22 protein-coding genes are annotated in these 22,001 nt (G+C 68.2%); 10 read left to right on the top strand and 12 right to left on the bottom strand.

The features are described from left to right. Positions 1-42: 42 nt before the first annotated feature. A complete protein-coding gene (locus VEIS_RS00720) occupies positions 43-1,089 on the bottom strand; it encodes a Bug family tripartite tricarboxylate transporter substrate binding protein (RefSeq protein WP_011807953.1) in 1,047 nt (348 codons plus the stop codon). 20 nt (positions 1,090-1,109) lie between these two features. Beyond that, positions 1,110-1,649 (bottom strand): hypothetical protein, encoded by a 540-nt coding sequence (locus VEIS_RS00725; RefSeq protein ID WP_232287812.1) that lies wholly within the window; start codon positions 1,647-1,649, stop codon positions 1,110-1,112. A 114-nt stretch (positions 1,650-1,763) separates the two neighbouring features. On the opposite strand from VEIS_RS00725, the gene VEIS_RS27975 reads away from it, so the two are divergent. Further along, positions 1,764-2,315, top strand: coding sequence for a hypothetical protein (locus VEIS_RS27975; RefSeq protein ID WP_011807955.1), 552 nt, complete (start codon positions 1,764-1,766; stop codon positions 2,313-2,315). Here the strand turns inward: VEIS_RS27975 and VEIS_RS27980 are convergent. The 4 genes from VEIS_RS27980 to VEIS_RS00740 form a co-directional block, all read right to left on the bottom strand. Beyond that, positions 2,237-2,521, bottom strand: a complete 285-nt coding sequence (locus VEIS_RS27980) for a hypothetical protein (protein ID WP_157048341.1) — start codon at positions 2,519-2,521, stop codon at positions 2,237-2,239. The two genes, VEIS_RS27975 and VEIS_RS27980, sit on opposite strands and share 79 nt — an antisense overlap. A gap of 217 nt (positions 2,522-2,738) precedes the next feature. Then, a complete protein-coding gene (gene metW / locus VEIS_RS00730; protein ID WP_011807957.1) occupies positions 2,739-3,323 on the bottom strand; it encodes a methionine biosynthesis protein MetW in 585 nt (194 codons plus the stop codon). Beyond that, positions 3,320-4,447 carry a homoserine O-succinyltransferase MetX gene (gene metX / locus VEIS_RS00735; protein WP_011807958.1) on the bottom strand — a complete coding sequence of 376 codons (1,128 nt, stop codon included), beginning with the start codon at positions 4,445-4,447 and terminating at the stop codon, positions 3,320-3,322. The genes metW and metX overlap by 4 nt, the downstream gene beginning before the upstream one ends. 138 nt (positions 4,448-4,585) lie before the next feature. Next, on the bottom strand, positions 4,586-5,152 hold the full coding sequence (locus VEIS_RS00740; RefSeq protein WP_011807959.1) for a TMEM165/GDT1 family protein: 567 nt from the start codon (positions 5,150-5,152) through the stop codon (positions 4,586-4,588). Positions 5,153-5,491: 339 nt separating this feature from the next. Between VEIS_RS00740 and VEIS_RS00745 the strand changes: the two genes are divergently transcribed. Further along, the gene (locus tag VEIS_RS00745; protein WP_011807960.1) at positions 5,492-5,860 is read left to right on the top strand and encodes an RNA recognition motif domain-containing protein; all 369 of its coding nucleotides are present in this window, start codon (positions 5,492-5,494) and stop codon (positions 5,858-5,860) included. A 335-nt stretch (positions 5,861-6,195) separates the two neighbouring features. Next, a complete protein-coding gene (locus VEIS_RS00750; protein ID WP_011807961.1) occupies positions 6,196-6,723 on the top strand; it encodes an RNA recognition motif domain-containing protein in 528 nt (175 codons plus the stop codon). Between the two features lie 138 nt (positions 6,724-6,861). On the opposite strand, the gene VEIS_RS00755 is transcribed toward VEIS_RS00750, so the two are convergent. The 4 genes from VEIS_RS00755 to VEIS_RS00770 form a co-directional block, all read right to left on the bottom strand. After that, complete coding sequence (locus VEIS_RS00755; protein ID WP_011807962.1) at positions 6,862-7,647, bottom strand: SDR family oxidoreductase; 786 nt, start codon at positions 7,645-7,647, stop codon at positions 6,862-6,864. Positions 7,648-7,709: 62 nt separating this feature from the next. Next, a complete protein-coding gene (gene lptC, locus VEIS_RS00760) occupies positions 7,710-8,345 on the bottom strand; it encodes an LPS export ABC transporter periplasmic protein LptC (protein ID WP_198137938.1) in 636 nt (211 codons plus the stop codon). Beyond that, positions 8,342-8,887, bottom strand: coding sequence for a KdsC family phosphatase (locus VEIS_RS00765; protein ID WP_011807964.1), 546 nt, complete (start codon positions 8,885-8,887; stop codon positions 8,342-8,344). The genes lptC and VEIS_RS00765 overlap by 4 nt, the downstream gene beginning before the upstream one ends. Positions 8,888-8,890: 3 nt before the next feature. Beyond that, positions 8,891-9,892, bottom strand: coding sequence for a KpsF/GutQ family sugar-phosphate isomerase (locus VEIS_RS00770; protein WP_011807965.1), 1,002 nt, complete (start codon positions 9,890-9,892; stop codon positions 8,891-8,893). Positions 9,893-9,961: 69 nt separating this feature from the next. Here VEIS_RS00770 and VEIS_RS00775 point away from each other — a divergent pair, with 69 nt between their 5' ends. Further along, positions 9,962-11,947 (top strand): cation:proton antiporter domain-containing protein, encoded by a 1,986-nt coding sequence (locus VEIS_RS00775; protein WP_011807966.1) that lies wholly within the window; start codon positions 9,962-9,964, stop codon positions 11,945-11,947. 143 nt (positions 11,948-12,090) lie between these two features. Here the strand turns inward: VEIS_RS00775 and VEIS_RS00780 are convergent, their stop codons facing one another. Together VEIS_RS00780 and VEIS_RS00785 are read right to left on the bottom strand one after the other, a co-directional pair. Continuing rightward, the gene (locus tag VEIS_RS00780) at positions 12,091-14,337 is read right to left on the bottom strand and encodes a protein-disulfide reductase DsbD family protein (RefSeq protein WP_011807967.1); all 2,247 of its coding nucleotides are present in this window, start codon (positions 14,335-14,337) and stop codon (positions 12,091-12,093) included. Positions 14,338-14,406: 69 nt separating this feature from the next. Further along, entirely contained in the window at positions 14,407-15,309 is a 903-nt protein-coding gene (locus VEIS_RS00785; protein ID WP_011807968.1) for a DHH family phosphoesterase, read from the bottom strand. A 909-nt stretch (positions 15,310-16,218) separates the two neighbouring features. Here VEIS_RS00785 and VEIS_RS00790 point away from each other — a divergent pair. From VEIS_RS00790 to VEIS_RS00815, 6 genes are all read left to right on the top strand, one after another. After that, positions 16,219-17,124 (top strand): DMT family transporter, encoded by a 906-nt coding sequence (locus tag VEIS_RS00790; RefSeq protein WP_011807969.1) that lies wholly within the window; start codon positions 16,219-16,221, stop codon positions 17,122-17,124. A 180-nt stretch (positions 17,125-17,304) separates the two neighbouring features. After that, the gene (locus VEIS_RS00795) at positions 17,305-18,492 is read left to right on the top strand and encodes an ABC transporter substrate-binding protein (RefSeq protein WP_011807970.1); all 1,188 of its coding nucleotides are present in this window, start codon (positions 17,305-17,307) and stop codon (positions 18,490-18,492) included. 31 nt (positions 18,493-18,523) lie between these two features. Next, complete coding sequence (locus VEIS_RS00800; protein ID WP_041949700.1) at positions 18,524-19,399, top strand: branched-chain amino acid ABC transporter permease; 876 nt, start codon at positions 18,524-18,526, stop codon at positions 19,397-19,399. 93 nt (positions 19,400-19,492) lie between these two features. Then, positions 19,493-20,455 carry a branched-chain amino acid ABC transporter permease gene (locus VEIS_RS00805; RefSeq protein ID WP_011807972.1) on the top strand — a complete coding sequence of 321 codons (963 nt, stop codon included), beginning with the start codon at positions 19,493-19,495 and terminating at the stop codon, positions 20,453-20,455. Next, positions 20,452-21,237: an ABC transporter ATP-binding protein gene (locus VEIS_RS00810; RefSeq protein ID WP_011807973.1), complete on the top strand. Its 786-nt coding sequence runs from the start codon at positions 20,452-20,454 to the stop codon at positions 21,235-21,237. Before VEIS_RS00805 ends, VEIS_RS00810 begins: the two co-directional genes overlap by 4 nt. Further along, positions 21,230-21,997 (top strand): ABC transporter ATP-binding protein, encoded by a 768-nt coding sequence (locus tag VEIS_RS00815; protein WP_011807974.1) that lies wholly within the window; start codon positions 21,230-21,232, stop codon positions 21,995-21,997. The genes VEIS_RS00810 and VEIS_RS00815 overlap by 8 nt, the downstream gene beginning before the upstream one ends. Positions 21,998-22,001 lie beyond the last annotated feature (4 nt).

A 22,001-nucleotide genomic window follows, 5' to 3' on the forward strand; every position in this document is an offset into this window, starting at 1 on the left:
GACGGTTCACCCAGTTCACCCGATTCACCCGGCTTACCCGGTTCACTCGGCCTTGATGCCATGCTGGCGGATCAGCCCCTCCCAGCGCCGGCTTTGTTGCAGCGTCAGTTCGCGCAGTTGCTCCGGTGTGCCGGTTTGGGCCTGGTTGCCGACCTTGCGCATCGCCGCGCCAAAGCGCGCCGAGCCGGTGATCTTGCGGATCGCCGCGCCGAGCTTGTCGAGCACCGGCTTGGGCGTTCCGGCGGGGGCGAACACCGCGTACCAGGTTTCGCCGACGATCTGCGGATAGCCGAGCTCCTTGAACGTCGGCACCTGGGGCAGCAAGGGTTCGCGCTCGGCGCTGAGCACCGCCAGCGCCCGGTACTGGCCGGCGTTGATGTTCGGCACCGCGTTCGTCAGCGCCTCGGTGTTGGAATCGACGATGCCGCCGATCAGGTCCATCGACGCCGGCATGGCCCCCTTGTAGTGCACCTGCGTCAATTGCACGCCCAGGCCCGTGGCCACCAACTCGCCGAGCAAGTGAACCAGGCTGCCCTGCCCGTTGGTCGCGTTGTTCACCTTGCCCGGATGGGCCTTTGCATAGGCGACGAACTCGCGCAGATCCCGGGCCGGAAAATCCTTGCGCACCACAAAGGCAAAGGGCGCCGTGCACACCGGCGCCACCGGCGCGAAATCGTCGAGCTTGTATTGCAGTTTGTCATTCAGGTGCGGAATCACCGTGAAGGTCGAGCCGGCCGACAGCAGCAGCGTATGGCCGTCCTTGGCGGCATGTGCGACGGCGGTCGCGCCGATGGCGGTGGCGGCGCCGGCCTTGTTCTCGACGACGATGGTCTGCCCGAGCTCCTCGCGCAGCCTGTCGGCCAACTGCCGGCCCACGATGTCGCTGGTGCCGCCGGGCGGATACGGCACCACCAGCGTGACCGGCCTGCCTGGCCAGTGGCTGGCCTGGTCCGACGGAGCCGTAGCGCCCGGCTGCGCTGCCATGCCCGGCTGCGCGGTAGTGCCCGGCTGCGCCGGGGCGCCCGACGCAAGTGCGGCGCCGAGCGCCAGCAGGGCGGCGCAGGCAAAGGACTGGACGGGTGTCGCCATCGCGGTGCTCCTGCGCCGGGTCAAACCGTGGCCACTGGCGTGGCGGGCGAACCGACGGCGCCGGCCAGGTGCTCGATGCCTATGGCCCGGGCGCCGAAACGGGTTGCCGCACCGTCGGGGCCGGGCGTCGCATCATCCGGGCCGAGCACATCGACGCCGCCGCGAAAGCCGTTGTCATAGACCTTCTCGGGCCGGCCGTCGGCGTCGAACATCTGGCCGACATGGCCGAGGCCGTCCCATTGCGTCGAATACTGCGTGTACAGCATGACGGCGTCGTCCGACACCGCATCGTCGAAGCAGGCGCACAGGTTCGACAACCGGTAGTCGTAGTTGCGCTTTTCGTGGAAGAAGCGCGGCTCCTTGCGGTGCTGGAGCAGTGCGTTGCCGCCGGGATGGTGCAGCGGCAGGCTCAGGCAAAACGCCAGGCCCTGCTGCACCTCGCGAAAAGCCTGTCGCCGGATCTCGGGCGTCCGCAGGTTCATGCGGCCGAGTTGGTCGTCGGGGCCGAAGCCGCCCCGGTGCGAGCCGGCAGGGCGCTGCTTCCAACGGGCGTTCTGCATGGTGTTCACTCCTGTGGCGTTGGCCGATAGCGCAGGCAAAAATACCGTTTGGTATGTAAAAACATAACACCGGTGCCGGGCCATCCGCACAGGGATTACCCTTTTGGCCGGCTAGTGTCGCGTCACCGATCAGATGTCGTAGGCTGCGCGCAGCCATCGGAGCGCAGCGCAAGGCGCAGCGCGCAGCCCATACCGCGCGTATTGGCAAGCGATGCAACGCCGCGATGCGCTTCGATGGCCAGCGCAGACCGACAGATGATCGGTGACGCGACACTAGGATGGCGCGTCGATGCGGGAAAATCGTCCGAGGCCATGGCGGCGTACCCCGTGGCATGCCCCTCCGCCGGGCCTGTCATCGGGCACCGGCCCCATGCACGCGGCGCCAGCCGTTCGACCATGAAGCGCCGCCGTCGCTGCGGCGCCAGACCTCGTGGCGCATCGTTGCGGCGCAAGGCGGTGCTGCGGACGGATTCATGCTGCGGAGCCTTCGAGCACGCCGCGCAGCGCAAATACGGGCCAGGCCTGCACGCTGTCGGCGATCGATTCGGCGCTTTGCCGCCGCTGGCTGCGCCGGATGGCGGCCCGGTTCAGCGCGCCGAAGAAGGGCTTGGTGGCGCGCCGGGGCGGCCGGGGGGGCGGCGCGTATGGTGGTCAGCGCGATCCTGAGGTCGGCCTGCGCGAACGGGAATTTCTCTTCGGCCACCTTCTCCTAGTGTCGCGTCACCGATCAGATGTCGTAGGCTGCGCGCAGCCATCGGAGCGCAGCGCAAGGCGCATCGCGCAGCCAATACCGAGCGTATTGGCAAGCGATGCAACGCCGCGATGCGCTTCGATGGCCAGCGCAGACCGACAGATGATCGGTGACGCGACACTAGGCATGGCCCAGTTGCTTCAACCCGGCCTCGATGATCTGGCATCTGGCGCAGGCAGCAAGCGGTATGCGGCTTCGTCAATCGGACACACGGACACACGGACAAACGGAGCCGCGCCGTAGGTGTTTTCCCTGGACAGCAGGTTCCGATATACGCGCTGACCGAAGTTGGCCGCCCGGCCCCGTCCAGTGAACGGCCTGGAGCGGTTTTCCGTCGTTCAGGCGCGCTCGAAGTGAAAGACCGCCGTGCCGGCGCGGGCGTTCGGCAGCCAGCGCGTTTCCTGCCCGTCTTGCAGGCCGAACGAATCCAGGATGCGCAGGCTGTTCTTGGTGGCCAGCACTTCAAAGTCCTTGTACGTGCCCACGCGGATGTTGGGCGTGTCATACCACTGGTAGGGCAGGCGGCGCGTCACCGGCATGCGGCCGCGCAGCACCGACAGGCGGTTGGGCCAGTGCGCAAAGTTGGGAAAGGCCACCACGCCGGTGCGGCCCACGCGCGCGGTTTCGCGCAGCATGGTTTCGGCATTGCGCAGATGCTGTAGCGTGTCGATCTGCAGGACCACGTCGAACGAGTTGTCCCCGAACATGGCCAAGCCTTCGTCGAGGTTCAGTTGCATCACGTCGACGCCGCGCTGCACGCAGGCGAGCACGTTGGCGTCGGCAATCTCCACCCCGTAGCCGCTGCAGCCGCGCTCGCGTTGCAGGTAGTCGAGCATGGCGCCATCGCCGCAGCCCAGGTCCAGCACCCGCGAGCCGGGCGGCACCAGGCGTGCCAGCGCCTGCATGGTCGCTTTGCCGGTCATCGCAGTTCCTTCGTGATGCTCTCGAAGTAAGAGCGCATCAATCCCGTGTAGCGGGCGTCGTCGAGCAGGAAGGCATCGTGCCCGTGGGGCGCATCGATCTCGGCATAGCTCACGCGGCGGCGGTTGTCCAGCAGCGCCTTGACGATCTCGCGGCTGCGTCGGGGTGCAAAGCGCCAGTCGGTGCTGAAGCTGACCAGCAGGAAACGCGCCTGCGCCCGCGCCAGCGCCCGGGTCAGGTTGCCGCCATGGCTGCGGGCGGGGTCGAAATAGTCCAGCGCCCGGGTGATCAGCAGATAGGTGTTGGCGTCGAAGTAATCGCTGAATTTGTCGCTCTGGTAACGCAGGTAGCTCTCGATCTGGAACTCGATGTCCTGCGTGCTGTATTTGAGCTCCAGGCCTTGGCGCAGTTGGCGGCCAAACCGCTCGTTCATCAGGTCGTCCGAGAGGTAAGTGATGTGGCCGATCATGCGGGCAATGCGCAGCCCGCGCTTCGGGATAACGCCGTGGCGGTAGAAATGGCCGCCGTGAAAGTCCGGGTCGGTGACGATGGCGCGGCGCGCCACTTCATTGAAGGCAATGTTCTCGGCGGTGAGATTGGGCGCACTGGCCACCACCACCGCATGGCGCACGCGCTCGGGGTATTGCAGCGTCCAGGACAGCGCCTGCATGCCCCCGAGGCTGCCCCCGAGCACGGCGGCCAGCCGTCCGATGCCCAACTGGTCCAGCAATCGGGCCTGCGCATTCACCCAGTCCTCGACCGTGACCACGGGAAAGTCGGCGCCGTAGACCGCGCCCGTGTCGGGATGCGGGTGCATGGGCCCGGTGGAGCCAAAGCATGAACCCAGGTTGTTCACGCCAATCACGAAGAAGCGGTCGGTGTCCACCGGCTTGCCGGGGCCGATCATGTTGTCCCACCAGCCCTTGCTGTCGTCCTGCCCGGCGTAGACGCCGGCCACATGGTGCGAGGCGTTGAGCGCATGGCAGACGAGCACGGCATTGGCGCGCTCGGCGTCGAGCTGGCCGTAAGTCTCGAACGCCAGGTGGTAGTCGCGGATCGACGCGCCGCTTTGCAGCGGCAGCGCATCCGGAAAATGCATGGTCTGGGGCGTGGCAATGAACGACATCTGAAAAAACCCGGCAGCGCTCACGGCGCGGCCGGGCCGGGGCGGTGGGGACGGGCCGGGCGCCCGCAGAGCGCCCGCAAGCGGCGGGCCAATATACCAAAAGCGCCCGCCGATCGGCCGCGCCGATCGCCAGGACGGTCAGCCGGCTGGCGCCAGGATCGCCAGCAGCCCCAGCACCAGGAAGATCACGGCCGCCGTCGACTGCACCATGCGTATCGGCAGCTTGCGCGTGATGCGCTCGCCCAGCCAGACCACAGGCGCATTGGCCAGCATCATGCCCAGGGTGCTGCCTGTGACCACCCACAGCCAACTGTCGTACCGGGCCGCCAGCATCACGGTGGCAATTTGCGTTTTGTCACCCATTTCGGCCAGAAAGAAGGCCATGACCGTGGTGCCGAACACCCCCCAGCGCAAGCCGTGGTCCGCCTGGCCTGCATCGAGCTTGTCGGGGATCAGCATCCACAGCGCCATCGCGATGAACGAGGCCCCCAGCAGCCAGCGCAGCAACTGCGGGCCGGCAAAAGTCGTCACCCAGGCGCCCACGGCACCCGCCAAGCCATGGTTCACCAGCGTGGCCACCAGAATGCCGAGCACGATGGGCCAGGGCTTTCGAAAACGCGCGGCCAGCACCAGCGCAAGCAGTTGTGTCTTGTCGCCCATCTCGGCGAGCGCGACCAAGGCGGTGGCTATGAAAAAGGCTTCCATCGGGGGGTATCCTTCGACCCGCAGCGGGCGAACAACGGCTCGGACGGCCGGGCGGGCAATGCCCAAAAGCCGCGTATCTTATCCGGGGCCGATCTGCGGCCGGCCCGGAAATTCACCTCAAAACCACGCCATGGCGGCGCAAGACGGCCACAGACCCCCCTGGCGCAGAAATAAAACACCACAGACCGCGCCAATGGCTGATAATGGGCGGGCTTTGGCTGCTTGCAGCAAAGCGTTTGGCACAGCGGTGAATGGTCAGTCTCGCGTCTTTGAAGTCGTCACAGGTTTGTTGATTGCGTCGGGCTCCATCGCGTTTTCATGTTTTTTCAGGAGTCCCTCATGGGCAACAAACTTTACGTGGGCAATCTGCCCTATTCCTTTCGCGACGAAGACCTGCAGCAGACCTTCAGCCAGTACGGCTCGGTCGGCAGCGCCAAGGTCATGATGGAGCGCGACACCGGCCGCTCCAAGGGTTTCGGCTTCGTCGAAATGGGCAGCGACGCACAGGCGCAGGCCGCGATCCAGGGCGTGCATGGCCAGAACTTCGGCGGCCGTGATCTGGTGGTCAACGAAGCCCGCCCCATGGAACCCCGCGCTCCGCGCAGCGGCGGCTTCGGTGGTGGCGCCGGTGGCGGTGGCGGCGGTTATGGCGGTGGCCGCAGTAGCGGCGGCGGTGGTGGTTACGGCGGTGGCCGTGGCAGCTACTGAGAAAGCCCTCCTCTCTCTTGATGGGCGCTCCCCGGGGCCGGCTGGTGCGCGAGGGGTCATCCGGCCCCTCGCTCCATATCGACCCCCGCGTCGATCCCCATACCGAGGAGCCTGACGGCTCCTTTTTTCATGTCCATGCGGCATCGCCCCCACAGAGCGCCGTGCCGCTTGCTTTTTTGGCCAAAGTGTGGCGCATAATGGCCCGGCGGGGTTTCCCCCGTTTCCCCCAAGTTTGCGGTGATCCGTCAGTTTCGCGCTGAGAGCGTCATTGAGATTAGCTGGCTGCGTTTTCGGGACTCCATCGCTTTTTCCATGTGTTTTTGAGGAGTCCCTCGATGGGCAACAAACTGTACGTCGGCAACTTGCCGTACTCGGTGCGCGACGGCGACCTGGAGCAGGCCTTTGGCCAATTCGGTGCCGTCGCCAGCGCCAAGGTCATGATGGAGCGCGACACGGGTCGATCCAAGGGCTTTGGTTTCGTCGAAATGGGCAGCGATGCCGAAGCCCAGGCCGCGATCAACGGCATGAACGGCCAGCCTCTGGGCGGGCGCAGCATCGTCGTCAATGAAGCCCGCCCGATGGAGCCTCGTCCGCCCCGCAGTGGCGGAGGTGGCTACGGCGGCGGCGGAGGGGGTGGCGGCGGTGGTTATGGTGGTGGCGGCGGAGGCGGTCGCAGCGGCTACGGCGGTGGCCGTGAGGGCGGCGGCGGTGGCGGCTATGGTGGCGGTCGTGAAGGCGGCGGCTACGGCGGGGGGCGCAGCGAAGGCGGTTTCCGCAGCCCTTACGGCTCTGGCAACCGCAGTGGCGGCGGCGGTGGTCGCGGCGGCGGTGGTTACGGTGGCGGCAACAACAGCGGCTACTGATCCCTGATCCGTTGGCGGGAATTTCCTGGCACGACAGCGGCTGCTGGTTCCCTGGCGCACGAGCCTGCCCCCTCGGGGGCTTTTCGCACGGGCCTCCTTGAGGGGGTTCCCGCCACAGCCTCCTTCAAGGGGGTTTTTTCATGGCAGCAGATCGGTCTGGCGGCGCTTGCGCGGCCGGCCGGCGAGCAGGCGGTCCAGCAGCGCGTTCGGCGCCATGCGCAGCAGTGTGGCCACCACCCCCATTTGCCAGGGGATGACCTGGTAGCTCAGGCCGGCGCCGATGGCCCGGAAGGCACGATCGGCAAAGTCGCTGGCCGGCATCAGAAACGGCATACGGTAGCGGTTCGGGCGTGTCAGCGGGGTGTCGATATAGCCCGGCAGCAGCGTCACCACGCGCACCCCGTGCGGGCGCATCTCGCCGCGCAGGCTTTCGCAGTAGCTGATCACCGCCGCTTTGCTGGCGCAGTACGCGCCATGTCCCGGCAGGCCCCGGATGCCGGCCACGCTGCTGATGCCGACCAGTGTGCCGCTGCGCCGCCGGGCCATCGCGTTCACGAAGGGCTGGAATGTGGCGGCCATGCCGATGTTGTTGGTGGCAAAGGTGCGCGCCATCATTTCGATGTCGTCCCGTTCGGCCGTGTCCATGCCCACGCTGATGCCGGCGTTGGCGATGACCACATCCGGCAAGCCCTGGCGGGCAATGCAGTCCTGGCCGGCGGCGATGATGCGCTCTGCCACTGCGACATCTGCGCGGTAAATTTCATGGCTGCCGGCGCCGATTCCTGCGGCACCGGCCCAGGCTTCGATCTCGGCCGTTCGGCGCGCCACCAGGGCCAGGCGATAGCCCGCGCGATGAAAGCGCAGGGCCAGCGCCTGGCCAATGCCGCTGGAGGCGCCGGTGATGAAGACCAGGGGATGATTCATGGGGGGAGCCAGGCAACGGGAGCAACCCGGCCGGGAGCCATAGGGGCCATGGGGGCGATGGTTCAGGGGCCTGGCATCAGCACCCCGCGCACATGTCCGCGCAGTTGCAATACCTGGCTGCGGTGGTCGTACTCCATGCCGTCGGCCGTGAAGCGGTCGCGCCCCCGGGTGAGCGTGACGGGCTGGTCCGAACGCACGCGCTCGGCATGGGCGCTGGTAAAGGCTTGCAGGAATTCGCTGCGCATCTCCAGCCGGGGCCGGGCCGGCGCTCCGGGTTTGGCGGGCAAGGGCTCGCGGGTGACGATGGCATTGCCGAAAAGCTGCACCTGCGAGCCGTCGGCGTTGCTCAGCGCGCGGTTGGCCGTGGCCACGGTGATCTGGCCCTCGGGGCTGATCGAGCGCATATGCGCCTGGTCGATCTCCAACATGCCGGTGTCGGGGTAGTGGCGCAGTTCCCGGCCCTGCACCTGGCTTTGCAGGCGTCCGGCGGCATCGAAATTCTTGACGGAGAAGGTCTTCATCACGTAGTCCGGCTGGTGTCGTTGCTGGCGCTCGAGGATGGGCCACTGGGGCGTCGGTGCGTTGCGCACCAGCCACCAACTGCCCAGTGCCAGCAGTCCCATCAGGGCGACGGGCAGGTATTGCAAGAGCTGGTCCCAGCCCTGCTGGAGCCGGTGCATCACGGGGCGGGCGCTCATGCGTCAAAGTCCGCCAGCAATGCCGCATAGCGGCCGGCGGCCACGAGCAGCAGGTCGCACAGTTCGCGCGCTGCGCCGTCGCCGCCGCAGGCCCGGGTGACGAAGTGGGCGGCGTGGCGCACTTCGATCTGTGCATTGGCGGGCGCGCAGGCGAACGCGCTGCGGCGCAGCAGCGGCAGATCGGGCCAGTCGTCGCCCATCGCGGCGGCCTGGGACCAGGTCAGACCGAGCGTGGTCAATATCTGCTCGGCTGCCGGGCGCTTGTCCGCGACGCCGAACGCGGCATGTTGGACGCCCAGGGCTTGCAGGCGCAGGCGCAGCGGCGCACTGTCGCGCCCGGTGATCACGGCCGGGGTGATGCCGGCTTTTTGCAGCAGCGTCAGACCCTGGCCGTCCAGGGTGTTGAAGCGCTTGAGGGTCTCGCCCGATGCGCCGAAGTACAGGCCGCCATCGGTCAGCACGCCGTCGACATCGAAAAACACCACGCGTAGGCCTTGGGCGCGCAGCAGCAAGGCGGGGTCGATCTGCAGGGCCGGGGCCATTGCTCAAATCACCTTGGCGCGCATCAGGTCGCCGATATGCACCACCCCGGTCAGCCGGCCTGCGCTGTCGATCACCAGCACGCTGGTGATGGCATGGGTTTCCATCATTTCGGCGGCGTCTACGGCCAGCGCGTCGGGCGCGATGCAGCGCGGGTTGGTCTGCATCACCTGGGCCGCCGTGGCGCTGCGCAGTTCGGCCCCGGCTTCGATGCGGCGGCGCAGGTCGCCGTCGGTGAAGATGCCCAGCACTTGGCCGGCCGCATCCACGATGGCCGATGCGCCCAGGCCCTTGGCGCTCATCTCGCGCATCAGCGCGCTGAAGCTGGCCTCGGGTGGCACGCGCGCAATCTCCGGGCCACGGCGCATGACATCGCTCACATGGGTGAGCAGTTTGCGCCCGAGCGCGCCGCCGGGGTGCGATCGGGCAAAGTCTTCGGTGCGGAACCCACGGGCGTCGAGCAGCGCCACGGCCAGGGCATCGCCCATTGCCAGTTGGGCCGTGGTGCTGGCCGTGGGGGCCAGGTTCAGCGGGCAGGCTTCGCGCTGTACGCTGCAGTCGAGCACCAACTCGGCATGGCGCGCCAGCGTGGATTGCAAACCGCCGGTCAGCGCGATCAGCGGGGTGCCCAGGCGCCTGAGCACCGGCAAGATGGCCGTCAGTTCGGCGCTTTCGCCGCTGTTGGAAAGCGCCAGCACCAGATCGTCGCCGGTGACCATGCCCAGGTCGCCATGGCTGGCCTCGGCGGGGTGGACGAAGAATGCGGGGGTGCCGGTCGAGGCCAGCGTGGCGGCAATCTTGCGCCCCACATGGCCGCTCTTGCCCATGCCCATGACGACCATGCGGCCCCGGGTTCGGAGCACCAACTGCACGGCCTGGGCGAACACGCCATCCACCCTGGCCGCCAGCCCGGTCAGCGCCGCCGCTTCGATGTCAAAGGTCGCGCGGGCCATGCGCAGGGCCTGTTGGGCGTCGAAAGGGGGCAGCGTGGGGCAGGCGCGGGTCATGCGGGGATTCTATCGACCGGGGTATGGCGCGCCAGCGGGATGGCGCGCCTGTCGGATAGCATCCGGGCCATGTCCTCTCTTGCGCTCACCCTGATGTACCTGCTGGCCGCGGTGCTGGGCGTGGTGGCCTGCCGCAGTCTCAAACTGCCCCCGATGCTGGGCTACCTGGTCGCTGGCGTGCTGATCGGCCCCCATGCGCTGGCGCTGGCGCAGAACTCCGAAGGGGTGCGGCACCTGGGCGAGTTTGGCGTGGTGTTCCTGATGTTTGCCATCGGGCTGGAATTCAGCCTGCCCAAGCTGCGCGCGATGCGCCGGCAGGTGTTTGGCCTGGGGTTGATGCAGGTGGTGGCGACCATGGCGCTGGTCACGGGCGTGGCGCTGCTGCTGTCGCACTGGATCGGCGGCGTCTGGGACATGGGCTGGCAGACCGCGCTGGCGCTCTCCGGCGTGATGACCATGAGCAGCACCGCGATCGTGGTCAAGCTGATGGTCGAGCGGGCCGAACTGGAAAGCGGGCATGGCCGGTGGGTGATGGGCGTTTTGCTGTTTCAGGATCTGGCGGTGGTGCCGCTGCTGGTGTTGATTCCGGCACTCGGATCGGCCCCCGGGCAGCTATTGCCCGCGCTGGCCTGGGCCTTGCTCAAGGCCATCCTGCTGGTGGGTCTGCTGCTCATCGGCGGACAGCGGCTGATGCGCTGGTGGCTGACGCTGGTGGCGCGGCGCAAGAGCGATGAGCTGTTCATGCTCAACCTGCTGCTGATCACGCTGGGCCTGGCCTGGCTGACGGAACTGGCCGGGTTGAGCCTGGCCCTGGGCGCCTTCATTGCCGGCGTGCTGGTGTCCGAGACCGAGTACCGCCACCAGGTGGGCACGGACATCCGGCCATTCCACGATGTGCTGCTGGGGCTGTTCTTCATCACCATCGGCATGTTGCTCGACTGGCATATCCTGCTGGAGCGCTGGGCCTTGGTGCTGGCGCTGCTCACGGTGTCGCTGATTTTCAAGCTGGCGATCATCTTGGCGCTGGCACGCGGCATGGGCGCCACCGCCGGGGTGGCGCTGCGCACGGGGCTGTATCTGGCCCAGGCCGGCGAGTTCGGCTTCGTGCTGCTGTCGCTGACCAGCAGCAATGGCCTGGTGCAGGCCGCGCTGATGAACCCCATCCTGGCGGCCATGGTGCTATCGATGCTGGCCACGCCCTTCCTGATCATGCACAGCAACCGCATCGTGATGCGGCTGGTGGCCAGCGACTGGCTGCAACAATCGCTGCAAATGACATCGATCGCGCGCAAGTCGATCAACACCAGCGGGCATGTGCTCATCTGCGGCTACGGCCGCTGCGGGCAGAACCTGGCGCGCATGCTCGAGCACGAGCGCATCCCCTACATGGCGCTCGACCTGGACCCGGACCGTGTGCGCCAGGCCGCAGCGGCCGGTGACTCAGTGGTGTATGGCGACGCCACGCGCCTGCAAGCGCTGATGGCGGCGGGCTTGGTGCGGGCCAGCGCCGTGGCGATCACCTACGCCGATGTGCCGGCCGCGCTGAAGGTGCTGGCCAACGCCCGCTCCCATGCGCCCCAGGTGCCCGTGGTGGTGCGCACGCAGGACGACCTGCACCTGGATGTGCTGCAACGAGCCGGCGCCACCGAAGTGGTGCCCGAGACCATCGAAGGCTCGCTGATGCTGGCCAGCCATGCGCTGGCGCTGGTGGGGGTGCCGATGCGCCGGGTGTTGCGGCTGGTGCAAGCGCAGCGCGATGCCCGTTACCAGTTGCTGCGCGGTTATTTCCACGGCGCCGACGACGACACCGTCAACGAGATCGACCAGGAGCGCCTGTCGAGCATCAACCTGCCTGCCGGCTCCACCGCGCTGGGCAAAAGCCTGGGCCAGTTGGCGCTGCCCGCCATCGGTGTGCGGGTGGTGAGCCTGCGCCGCAGCGACGGCCGCCAGGGCGCCGCCGTGGACGCTGCGCTGCTCGCCGAAGGCGATACCCTGGTGCTTTCGGGCCACCCTGCGGCGCTGATACTGGCACAAGACAAGCTGCTGCGCGGGTAAGGCCCGATGCCGGTCACGGCTGGCAATGCCCGAGCGCATTTGGCAATGCCCGAGCGCATCGGCAACTGCGGATCGGCCAATGGGTTGAACCCGATGGCCTGGAGATACGGAGCCAGGCCGCGCAGGCGCTGCCCGTCCGGCCACTACAGCCCGGCAATGGCGGCGCGCAGTTGCGCCACGCTCAGGACTTCGGGCAGCAGCACCGGGGGATGGCCGGGCCGGTAGAGCACGTACACGGGCACTCCGTTGCGCCCCAGGGCGGTCAGGGCGGCGGTGATGGCGGGGTCGCGGCGCGTCCAGTCGGCGCGCAGCAGGGCCACGTTTTTGCGGGCCAGGTCGGCCAGCACCTCGGCGTTGGCCAGCGTGGTCTGCTTGTTGTACTGGCAGGTCACGCACCAGGCGGCGGTGAAGTCGACGAACACCGGGCGGCCGCTGGCCACGATCTGCTCGGCAGCGCCCGGCGCCCAGGCTTGCCAGCGGGTGCTGGCGTCGGCGCTCGGCGTGGCGGGCGCCAGCCGGATCACCTGCGGCGCAAAGGCCCAGAGCAGCAGCGCCATCACGGCGATCGAACCGGTGGCCATCCACCGGCGGGCGCGGCCGGTCAGCGACATGGCCCATACCACCAGGCCCAGGCCCACCAGCAAGATCAGCAGCGCGCCGGCGCCGTCGATGCCGCTTTGCTGCCCCAGCACCCACACCAGCCAGACCACGGTGGCGAACATGGGAAAGGCCAGGAGCCGGCGCGCAATGTCCATCCATGCGCCGGGACGCGGCAGTGCGCGGGCCACGGCGGGCACCCAACTGGCGACCAGGCAGGGCAGGGCCAGACCCAGGCCCAGCGCCGCAAACACGGCCAGCGCCCAGGGTGCGGGCAGTTGGGCCGCAAGGCCCAGCGCAGCGCCCATGAATGGCGCCGTGCAGGGCGATGCCACGGCCACGGCCAGCACGCCGGTCAGGAACGAATCCGCCACCGGGTGCCGCAGGTGCAGGCCGGCCAGCGACGATGGCAGCAAATGCCCGAACTCGAACGCCCCTGCCAGGTTCAGCGCAATCAGCGTGAACAGTGCCGCCAGCGCTGCCACCACGGCGGGCGACTGCAACTGAAAGCCCCAGCCTATGGCCTGACCCGCCGCGCGCAGGCCCAGCATCAGCGCGCCGAGCGCGATGAACGACAGCAGCACGCCGGCGGTGTAGGCCAGGCCATTTGCACGCAGGGCATGTCGGGCGCGTTGGGCGCTCCCGGCGCCATGCCCTGCGCCATGCCGGGTAAAACCGACGAGTTTGATGGCCAGTATCGGGAATACGCAGGGCATGAGGTTCAGGATCAGACCGCCGAGCAGCGCGCCCAACAATGCGGCCAGGAGTGCGGGCGCCGGGGCGCCGGATACGGCAGTGCCGGCAGCCTGCGCCGCGTTGGCTTCGAGCGCGCTCTGGAGCGCAGGCGATACGCCGGCCACGGCGGCGACCGGGGGCCATGGCCCGGGCACCTGAAGCTCGGCACGGTAGCCCGGGCGCTCGGCGCCCTGCCCGACAGCGCGTTCGGCGCTTTGCTCGACCAGCACCACGGGCAGCGTCGCGGGGCTGCTGCTGCGCTCGGGCGATACCGGGATGCGGGCGGTCCACAGGTCGCCGTTCCAGGCCTGGGTCCATGGGCTGGCGCTTGCGATGACTTGCGGGGTCTCGGGGAACAGGTCCAGGGTTTTGCCGCGCAGCGCCGCCGGCAGGCCGGGCACGCTGATTTGCAGATGCTGGCCGTCGGGTTGCGCCTGGCCCTGCGCGCCATCGGCCAGCGGCCGGGGCCGGGCCTGCCAAGCCGCCTCGAACGCTGCGCCGTTGAGCGCCGTGCTGCTGCGGATCGGCAGTTGCAGCGTGAATCGGCCCTCTTCGGGCAGGCAGGTCTCGCGACAGACCAGCCACGAGGCGTGCAGGTCGATGCGGATGTCCTGCGCCAGCGGGCCTGGCGCGAAGGTGCTGGCCACGGTCACGGGAACGGGCAGCAGCATGGTGCCTTCGTAGCCGTAGTTGAGCAGCGTGCCGATGGGGATTTTTCGGGGCAGGGGCCAGGCGATTTCGCCCGCCTCCAGCCCGGCCTGCAGGGTCCAGTCCAGTTGGATCGGCAGGCCCGAATCTCCCGGGTTCTTCCAGTAGGTGTGCCACCCGGGCTGGTGGTCGATGGCCAGGCCGAGCCACAACGGCTGGCCGGCTGTCACGCCCTGGGGCGCATGGGCCAGCAGTTCGGCCCGCAGATGGGGCGTGGCGACCACGCTGCTGCCGGCGGCGGCCCCGAAGCCCAGGCCGGATTGGGCGCTGGCGCCAGTCCACGAAGCGCTTGCAAGGCACAAGGCAAGGACAAGGGCCGCCGCGAGGCGGTGGAATCGGCGTTGGTGCATGGCGGCAATCGGGTGCGGGACAGGCGGCTCGGGTGCGGCCCCCGGCCCCCGGCCCTGCGGGGCGGTCGATTATGCGTCGAACCGTCCCGTCAGCAGTTCGGGCAGGCGGGCCACGCTCATCCTGAAGCCGCAGGCCTGGGCATGGCCGCCACCGCCCATGCTCTCGGCCAGCGCGATGCAGTCGAAATTGCGCTGCGCGCGCAGCCCCGCTTTCACGCCGCTGGCGTCGGCGCTCCACAGCAGCGCGAAGCTGCCGCAGCGGGCCGACAGCATGTCGCCCACCAGGCTGTGGAACATGCCGGGGGCGTTGACCATCAGCCCCTCGATGCCGTTGAACACCAGCGGCTGCGCGCCTTCGGCAATGTCGGCTGCGAGCTTGCGGTACTTTGCGTCCATGGCGGCGCCGCGCGCGATGAACAGGCTCAATTCCTCGGGCGCGAGGGTCGCCAGTTCGTGCCAGCGCGCAAAGTCCTGCCGCTCCATGTCGAGCGCCGACAAGAAGCCCGCGCTCTCGGCAAATTCCCATTTCCAGATGTCGCGGTCTTCCACATACCTGAACAGCGCGGGGAGGGGCTGGTGCGGGTGAAAGAATTCCCAGGCCAGGCGCGCGCCCGATTTGCGCATGTCGAAGTGCAACACGCCGCAGCGGCAGGCAAAGCCGGTGAGTTTCTCGGCCGCGCTCTTGTGGTGGTCGAGCAGCACCAGTTTGGCGGCGCGCTCGTCGATGGCGCGCAGCACGGCGGGCGCAAAAGAAAAGTCCAGGATGTAGACCGCCCGGCCCTGCACCGGTGGCAGGTCGTCAACGGTATGGATCTGGCCGTGGTCCAGCCCCAGGTATTGGGCGCTGTCGCCGTAGTACAGCCAGGCGGCCAGCGCAGCGCCAAAGCCATCAGGGCAGTTGCGCCCGTGGTAGAGAATCAGCGGCGCGGGGTCGTTCTTGTCGGGGGCCACCTGCAGTTGCAAGGGAAGCATGGTTTGGTTTTCCTCCATCATGGTCGCCGATTGTCGCGCGGCCCCGGGCCAACGGCGGGCGCTCTGAAGGAGCGCCGTGGCAACACGCTCTGAAGGTCAAGAACTCGATGCGCATGAGAACCTCCTGGAATGGACTCCCCGACACGGTTCCGAGCGAGTGGATGGTGTCGGAACACTCCGAGCGCTGCGCGCGCGCAACAGTAGCCAGTAACCAGTAACGCACATCGCAGAGGCCTCTGCAGGAGAGTATTCAGCCCGGCCTACCGGCCTACCCGTTGGCTCGCCGTCATGGCACGCCATCGCAGCCTCGATCGCCACACCGTGCTGGCCATGGAAAACGCCACGGATCTGCTGCGCATGCCAGGAATGCGTCGCTCGAAGTTTCTGCTCCCGCACACCCTGGCGGGCACGGTGCTGGGCGCCACCCGCCTTCCCTTGGCCCATCACGCATGGCGCTTGCGTGATGTCGGGCTTGGGCTTGGGCTTGGGCTTGGGCCAGGCGACTATCGGCGCATGCTGCCGGAGCTTGTCGCGTGCGCCAAAGGCGCTTTTGTGCGCTTGCAGGGTATGGGCAGTGCGCCCGGTTGGCCAGGCCCCCAAGCGCGTGCCTGCACCTCCGTCGCGGCCCATGACGGCGCGCTGATTCGCGTGCCGGCTGAGAATCCGTGCTCCCACCGGTGGCTGTACTCTGCCGCGCCTGAAGAACGGCGAGCGCCGTGCCGCCGCCCCGCGCCCGGCACCAGCGCAGACGCCATGCGTTACACTTTTTGGCTCTGCACACGCACTCCACTGCTGCCGGGGAACTCCTCATGCTCCGGTCTTTCTCTTTTGCGCTCGCGGCACCGGCCGCGCGCCAGCCGCCTGTTCGTGATCCGCGTTGCCCATGTTGCCCATCGCGCAGGCCGGCCCATGTCTGAAACGCCCTCCCCTGCGCTAAGCCAGCCCGCCAGCGGCAACCTGCGCGGCATTGTGGCCATGCTGGCGGCGATGTTTTTTTTCTCGCTGATGGACGCGATGCTCAAGGCGTTGTCGGCCAGTTATCCGGCCATGCAGGTGGCGGCGCTGCGGGGCTGGACCGCGCTGCCGCTGGTGGCCCTGTATGTGCTGTGGCGCGGCGAGTGGCACCGGCTGCTGCAGGTGCGCTGGCTGCTGCATCTGCTGCGCGGCGGGCTGACCGTGGCGATGCTGGCGCTGTTTGCCTATGCCCTCCGCGAGTTGGCGCTGGCCGAGGCCTATACGCTGTTTTTCATCTCGCCACTGCTGATCACGGCGCTATCGACCTGGGTGCTGCGCGAGCAGGTGCGCGCCGCGCACTGGGCGGCCATCGCTCTGGGCATGGTGGGGGTGCTGGTGGCGCTGCGGCCCAGCCAGGAGGCTTTTTTCACGCTCGGGGCGCTGGCGGTTTTGGCCTCGGCGGTCTGCTATGCGGTGTCGGCCATCGCGGGCCGGATGCTCACGCGCACCGACCCCAGTTCCAGCCTGGTCTTTTGGACCACCACGATGCTGGCGCTGGGCGCCGGCTTGCTGGCCTGGCCGCAGTGGGTCGGCGTGACCTGGACGCATTGGCCGCTGCTGGCGGGCCTGGCGGTCACCGGGTTTCTGGGCCAGTTGGCGATCACCGAGGCGTTTCGCCACGGGCAGGTGTCGGTGGTGGCGCCGTTCGAATACACGGCCATCGCCTGGGGCGTGGGGCTCGATTGCTTGCTGTGGCAGGCTGTGCCCGGGTATTCGACCCTGCTCGGGGCCGTGATCGTCATCGGCAGCGGCCTGTATCTGGTGCGCCAGGAGCGCACGCAGGCCGTGTTGCCGCCCTGAAACGAGGGCCGCAGTCCGGCCCGCAGGCGGGCGCGTTCAGCGGATGTTCGAAGGGAAGGGCCAAGTTATTCCATTTGGCGATACCTGAATGCTTGAATTTCTGCTTGTGCAATCATCCGGCCCGGGCCAGACTTCGCCCTGCATTTTTTGTGCGCAATGATTTTTCCACCGGAGACAACGATGCAAAAACGCCGCCTTCCTGGTGCCAGGGGCATTGCCCTGTCCATCGCCTTGGCGACCGGGCTGGCAGCGCTGCCCGTATTCGCGCAGGACAAGCCGTTCAAGATCGGTCTGATCTTGCCGATGACGGGCCAGCAAGCCACGACGGGGCGCCAGATCGAGGCCGCTGCCAAGCTCTATATGGCGCAAAACGGCGATACCGTGGCGGGCCGGAAGGTGCAGTTGCTCGTCAGGGACGACACCAGCCTGCCCGACATGACCCGCCGCCTGGCGCAGGAGTTGGTGGTCAACGACAAGGTGAACGTGCTCGCCGGCATGGGCATCACGCCTTCGGCGCTGGCCACGGCGCCGCTGGCCACGCAGTCCAAGACCCCACTGGTGGTGATGTCCGCCGCCACATCGAGCATCACCGAAGCCTCGCCCTATGTGGTGCGCACCAGCTTTACCTTGCCCCAGGTGTCGGTGCCGCTGGCCGACTGGGCATCCGGCAACGGCATCAAGAAAGTGGTCACGCTGGTGAGCGACTATGGACCCGGCATCGACGCCGAGAAGTATTTCAGCCAACGCCTGAGCGCCAACGGCGGCCAGGTGACCGAGGCCCTGCGCGTGCCGCTGCGCAGCCCGGACTTCGCGCCGTTCCTGCAAAAGGTGCGCGATGCCAAGCCCGATGCGCTGTTCGTGTTCGTGCCCTCCGGGGCCAGCGCAGCGGTGATGAAGCAGTTCCTGGAGCGCGGGCTGGGCAAGGCCGGCATCCGGCTGATTGCCACCGGGGACGTGACCGAAGACGACCAACTGAACGCCATGGGCGATGGCGCGCTGGGCGTGGTCACCTCGCACCACTATTCGGCGGCGCATCCGTCGCCGCTGAACAAGCAATTCGTCCAGGCTTTCGAGCAGGCCAACAAGGGGCTGCGCCCGAACTTCATGGCCGTGGGCGGCTATGACGGCATGCGCGTGATCTATGAAGCCCTCAAGACCACCCGGGGGGTTGGCGACGGCGACGCGCTGCTGGCGGCGATGAAGGGCCAGGTGTTCGAGAGCCCGCGCGGGCCGGTGTCCATCGATGCGCAGACGCGCGACATCGTGCAGAACGTCTACCTGCGCAAGGTCGAGCGCGTCGACGGCCAGCTCTACAACGTGGAATTCGACGTGATCGAGGGTGTCAAGGACCCCGGCAAGAGCCGTTGATCGCTGCCCCTGCCCGCTGCCCGCTGCCGCCATGCTGACCCTGCTTTTCGACGGCATTGCCTACGGCATGTTGCTGTTCATCCTGGCGCTGGGTCTGGCCGTGACCATGGGCTTGATGCACTTCGTCAACCTGGCCCATGGGGCCTTTGCGATGGCCGGCGGCTACATCACGGTGCTGCTGATGCAGCGGCTCGATGTGCCTTTTCTGGTCTGCCTGCCGCTGGCCTTCGCCGGCCCGGCCCTGCTGGGCGGGGTGCTCGAGCGCACGCTGTACCGGCCGCTGTACCGCAAGCCCCATCTCGACCAGGTGCTGTTCTCCATCGGTCTGGTGTTCATCGCGGTGGCCGGCGCCGACTATTTCGCAGGCTCGACGCAGCAGATCATGCAGTTGCCCGAATGGCTCAAGGGCCGCACCGAATGGGGCAGCGGCGCCTTCATGCTGGGCATGGGCCACTACCGCCTGTTCATCATTGCCTTGTGCGCGGCGCTCACCGTGGGCCTGCAGTACCTGTTGGCCAGGACGCGCTGGGGCAGTCGCCTGCGCGCCGCCGTCGACGACCAGCGCGTGGCCGCCGGCCTGGGCATCGACGTGAACCTGGTGTTTCTGTCCACCTTCGCCATCGGGTCGGGCCTGGCCGGCCTCGGCGGCGCGCTGGGGGCCGAGATGCTGGGGCTGGACCCGAGCTTCCCGCTCAAGTTCATGATTCATTTTCTGATCGTGGTCGCGGTGGGCGGCACATCGTCGATCACCGGGCCGCTGCTGGCCGCGCTGCTGCTGGGCATCGCCGATGTGGCGGGCAAGTACTACATCCCCAAACTGGGGGCTTTCATCGTGTACAGCCTGATGATCGTGATCCTGCTCTGGCGTCCCCAAGGGCTGTTCGTGCGCCAGGGAGGCCGCAAGTGAAGCTCCCCCGTGTCACCGGCCCATCGGGGACTGGCGCAAGCGCTCGCCCCTGGCAGGGACTGCGCCGGTTTCATGCCGCCGAGGACCACTGACATGGAACCCCGCACCCCGCTGTCGCGAGAGCGCCGCTGGCGCTGGTGGGAGCCGGTGTTCTGGCTGCTGGCCCTGGCCGCGCCGCTGGTGTTGCCCGGCCAGGCCCTGATCATCAACACGATGGCCATCACGGCATTGTTTGCGCTGTCGCTGGACCTGATCCTGGGCTACGCCGGCATCGTCTCGCTCGGCCATGCGGCTTTTTTCGGCCTGGGCGGTTATGCGGCGGCGCTGTTTGCCAAGCATGTGATGCCCGACCCGCTGGTCGGGCTGGTGGTGGGCATGGGCGCGGCCACGTTGCTCGGCGCAGTGGCTTCGCTGACCATCTTGCGCGGCACCGACCTGACGCGCCTGATGGTCACGCTGGGGGTCGGCCTGGTGCTGCTGGAGTTGGCCAACCGGTTCGACGCGCTGACCGGCGGCGCCGACGGCCTGCAGGGCGTGGTGCTCGGCCCGGTGCTGGGCCGGTTCGAGTTCGACCTGTCCGGGCGCACGGCAGCCTGGTATTCGCTCAGCCTGCTGCTGCTGTTCTTTCTGCTCGCGCGGCGCATCGTGCAGTCGCCGTTTGGCGCCACGCTCAAGGCGATCCGCGACAACCGGCTGCGCGCCATGGCCATAGGCATTCCGGTGACGCTCCGGCTGGCGCAGGTCTACACGCTGGCCGCAGCGCTGGCCGGGGCCGCCGGCGCGCTGCACACGCAGACCACGGGCTTTGCCTCGCTCGACCTGTTCGAGTTTCACCGCTCGGCCGATGTGTTGCTGATCCTGGTGATCGGCGGCGTCGGCTGGCTCTATGGCGGCATCCTGGGGGCTGCGGGCCTGATGCTGCTGCAAGACCGGATCTCATCGGTCACGCCGCAGTACTGGATGTTCTGGATCGGCCTGTTCCTGGTGCTGCTGGTGCTGATCGGGCGTGATCGTCTGCTGCGTCCCTGGACCTGGTTCGAGGGGCGCAACGCATGACGCAGACCGCCGCGCAACCGCCGACCGTGCTGGCCACGAGGGGCCTGGGCAAGCGCTTTGGCGGCATCAGCGCCACCTGCGATGTCACGCTGGAGTTGAAAAAGGGCGCGCGCCACGCGCTCATCGGCCCCAACGGCGCGGGCAAGACCACGCTGATCAACCTGCTGACGGGGGTGCTGGCGCCCTCGGAGGGGACCATCGTGCTCGACGGCCAGGACATCACGCGGCTGGCGCCGCACCAGCGCGTGCGCCGCGGCATGGTGCGCACCTTCCAGATCAACCAGTTGTTCGACAGCCTCACGCCGCAGGAAACCCTGGCGCTCGCCGTCGCGCAGCAGCAGGGACTGGGCGGCCAATGGTGGCGGCCTCTGGGCGCGCGCCGCGCGGTGATGCAGCGCTGCGAGCAACTGCTCGAACAGTTTCAACTGACCAGCGTGATGGCCCAAGAAACGCGCGTGCTGGCCTACGGCAAGCGCCGCCTGCTCGAAATCGCGCTGGCGCTGGCCTGCGCGCCGCGCGTGCTGCTGCTCGACGAGCCTGTGGCCGGCGTGCCCGCCGGCGAGCGCGAAGAACTGCTGCAGACCGTGGCGGCCCTGCCCGCCGATGTGTCGGTGCTGCTGATCGAGCACGACATGGACCTGGTGTTCCGCTTTGCCAGCCGCATGACGGTACTGGTCAATGGCGCGGTGCTCACCGAGGGCGACCCCGACAGCATCGCCCGCGACCCGCGGGTTCAGGCGGTGTACCTGGGCGCAGCAGAACAGGAGTCGGCCCATGCCTGAGTTGCTGCGCATCGAAGGACTGAGCGCCGGCTATGGGCAGGCGGTGGTGCTGCAAGACATCGCGCTGACGCTGCCCGAGGGCCAGACGCTGGCGCTGCTGGGCCGCAACGGCGCCGGCAAGACCACGCTCATCGACACCCTGGCAGGGGCCACGCGCCAACATGCGGGCACCATCCACCTGGGCGGCGTGGCACTGCACCCGCTGCCCGCGCACCAGCGCGCCGCCGCCGGCATCGGCTGGGTGCCGCAGGAGCGCAACATCTTCGCCTCGCTGACCGTGCACGAAAACCTCACGGCCGTGGCCCGCCCGGCCCGAGCGAGCGCTGGCACGGGCGAGGCCGCCGGCACGGACGCAATCGCCCCGGCCCGCCCCCGCCCCTGGACGCCCGAGCGCGTCTACGACATGTTCCCGCGCCTGGCCGAGCGCAAAACCCACCTGGGCACGCAGCTATCGGGCGGCGAGCAGCAAATGCTGGCCGTCGGCCGCGCCCTGGTGCTCAACCCGCGCCTGCTGCTGCTCGACGAGCCGCTCGAAGGCTTGGCGCCCATCATCGTGCAAGAGCTGCTGCGCGCCATCCGGCGCATCACGCGCGAGGAGGGCCTGTCGGCGATCATCGTGGAGCAGCATCCGCAGGCCATCCTGGCCATTTCAGACCACGCCGCCGTGCTCGATCGGGGCCGCATCGTGCACACCGGCAGCGCGGCAACGCTGCGCCAGCAGCCCGGGCTGCTCGACGGCTGGCTGGGCGTCACGCGGTAAGCAC

It is taken from the genome of Verminephrobacter eiseniae EF01-2, assembly GCF_000015565.1.
GTDB classification, from domain to species: domain Bacteria; phylum Pseudomonadota; class Gammaproteobacteria; order Burkholderiales; family Burkholderiaceae_C; genus Acidovorax; species Acidovorax eiseniae.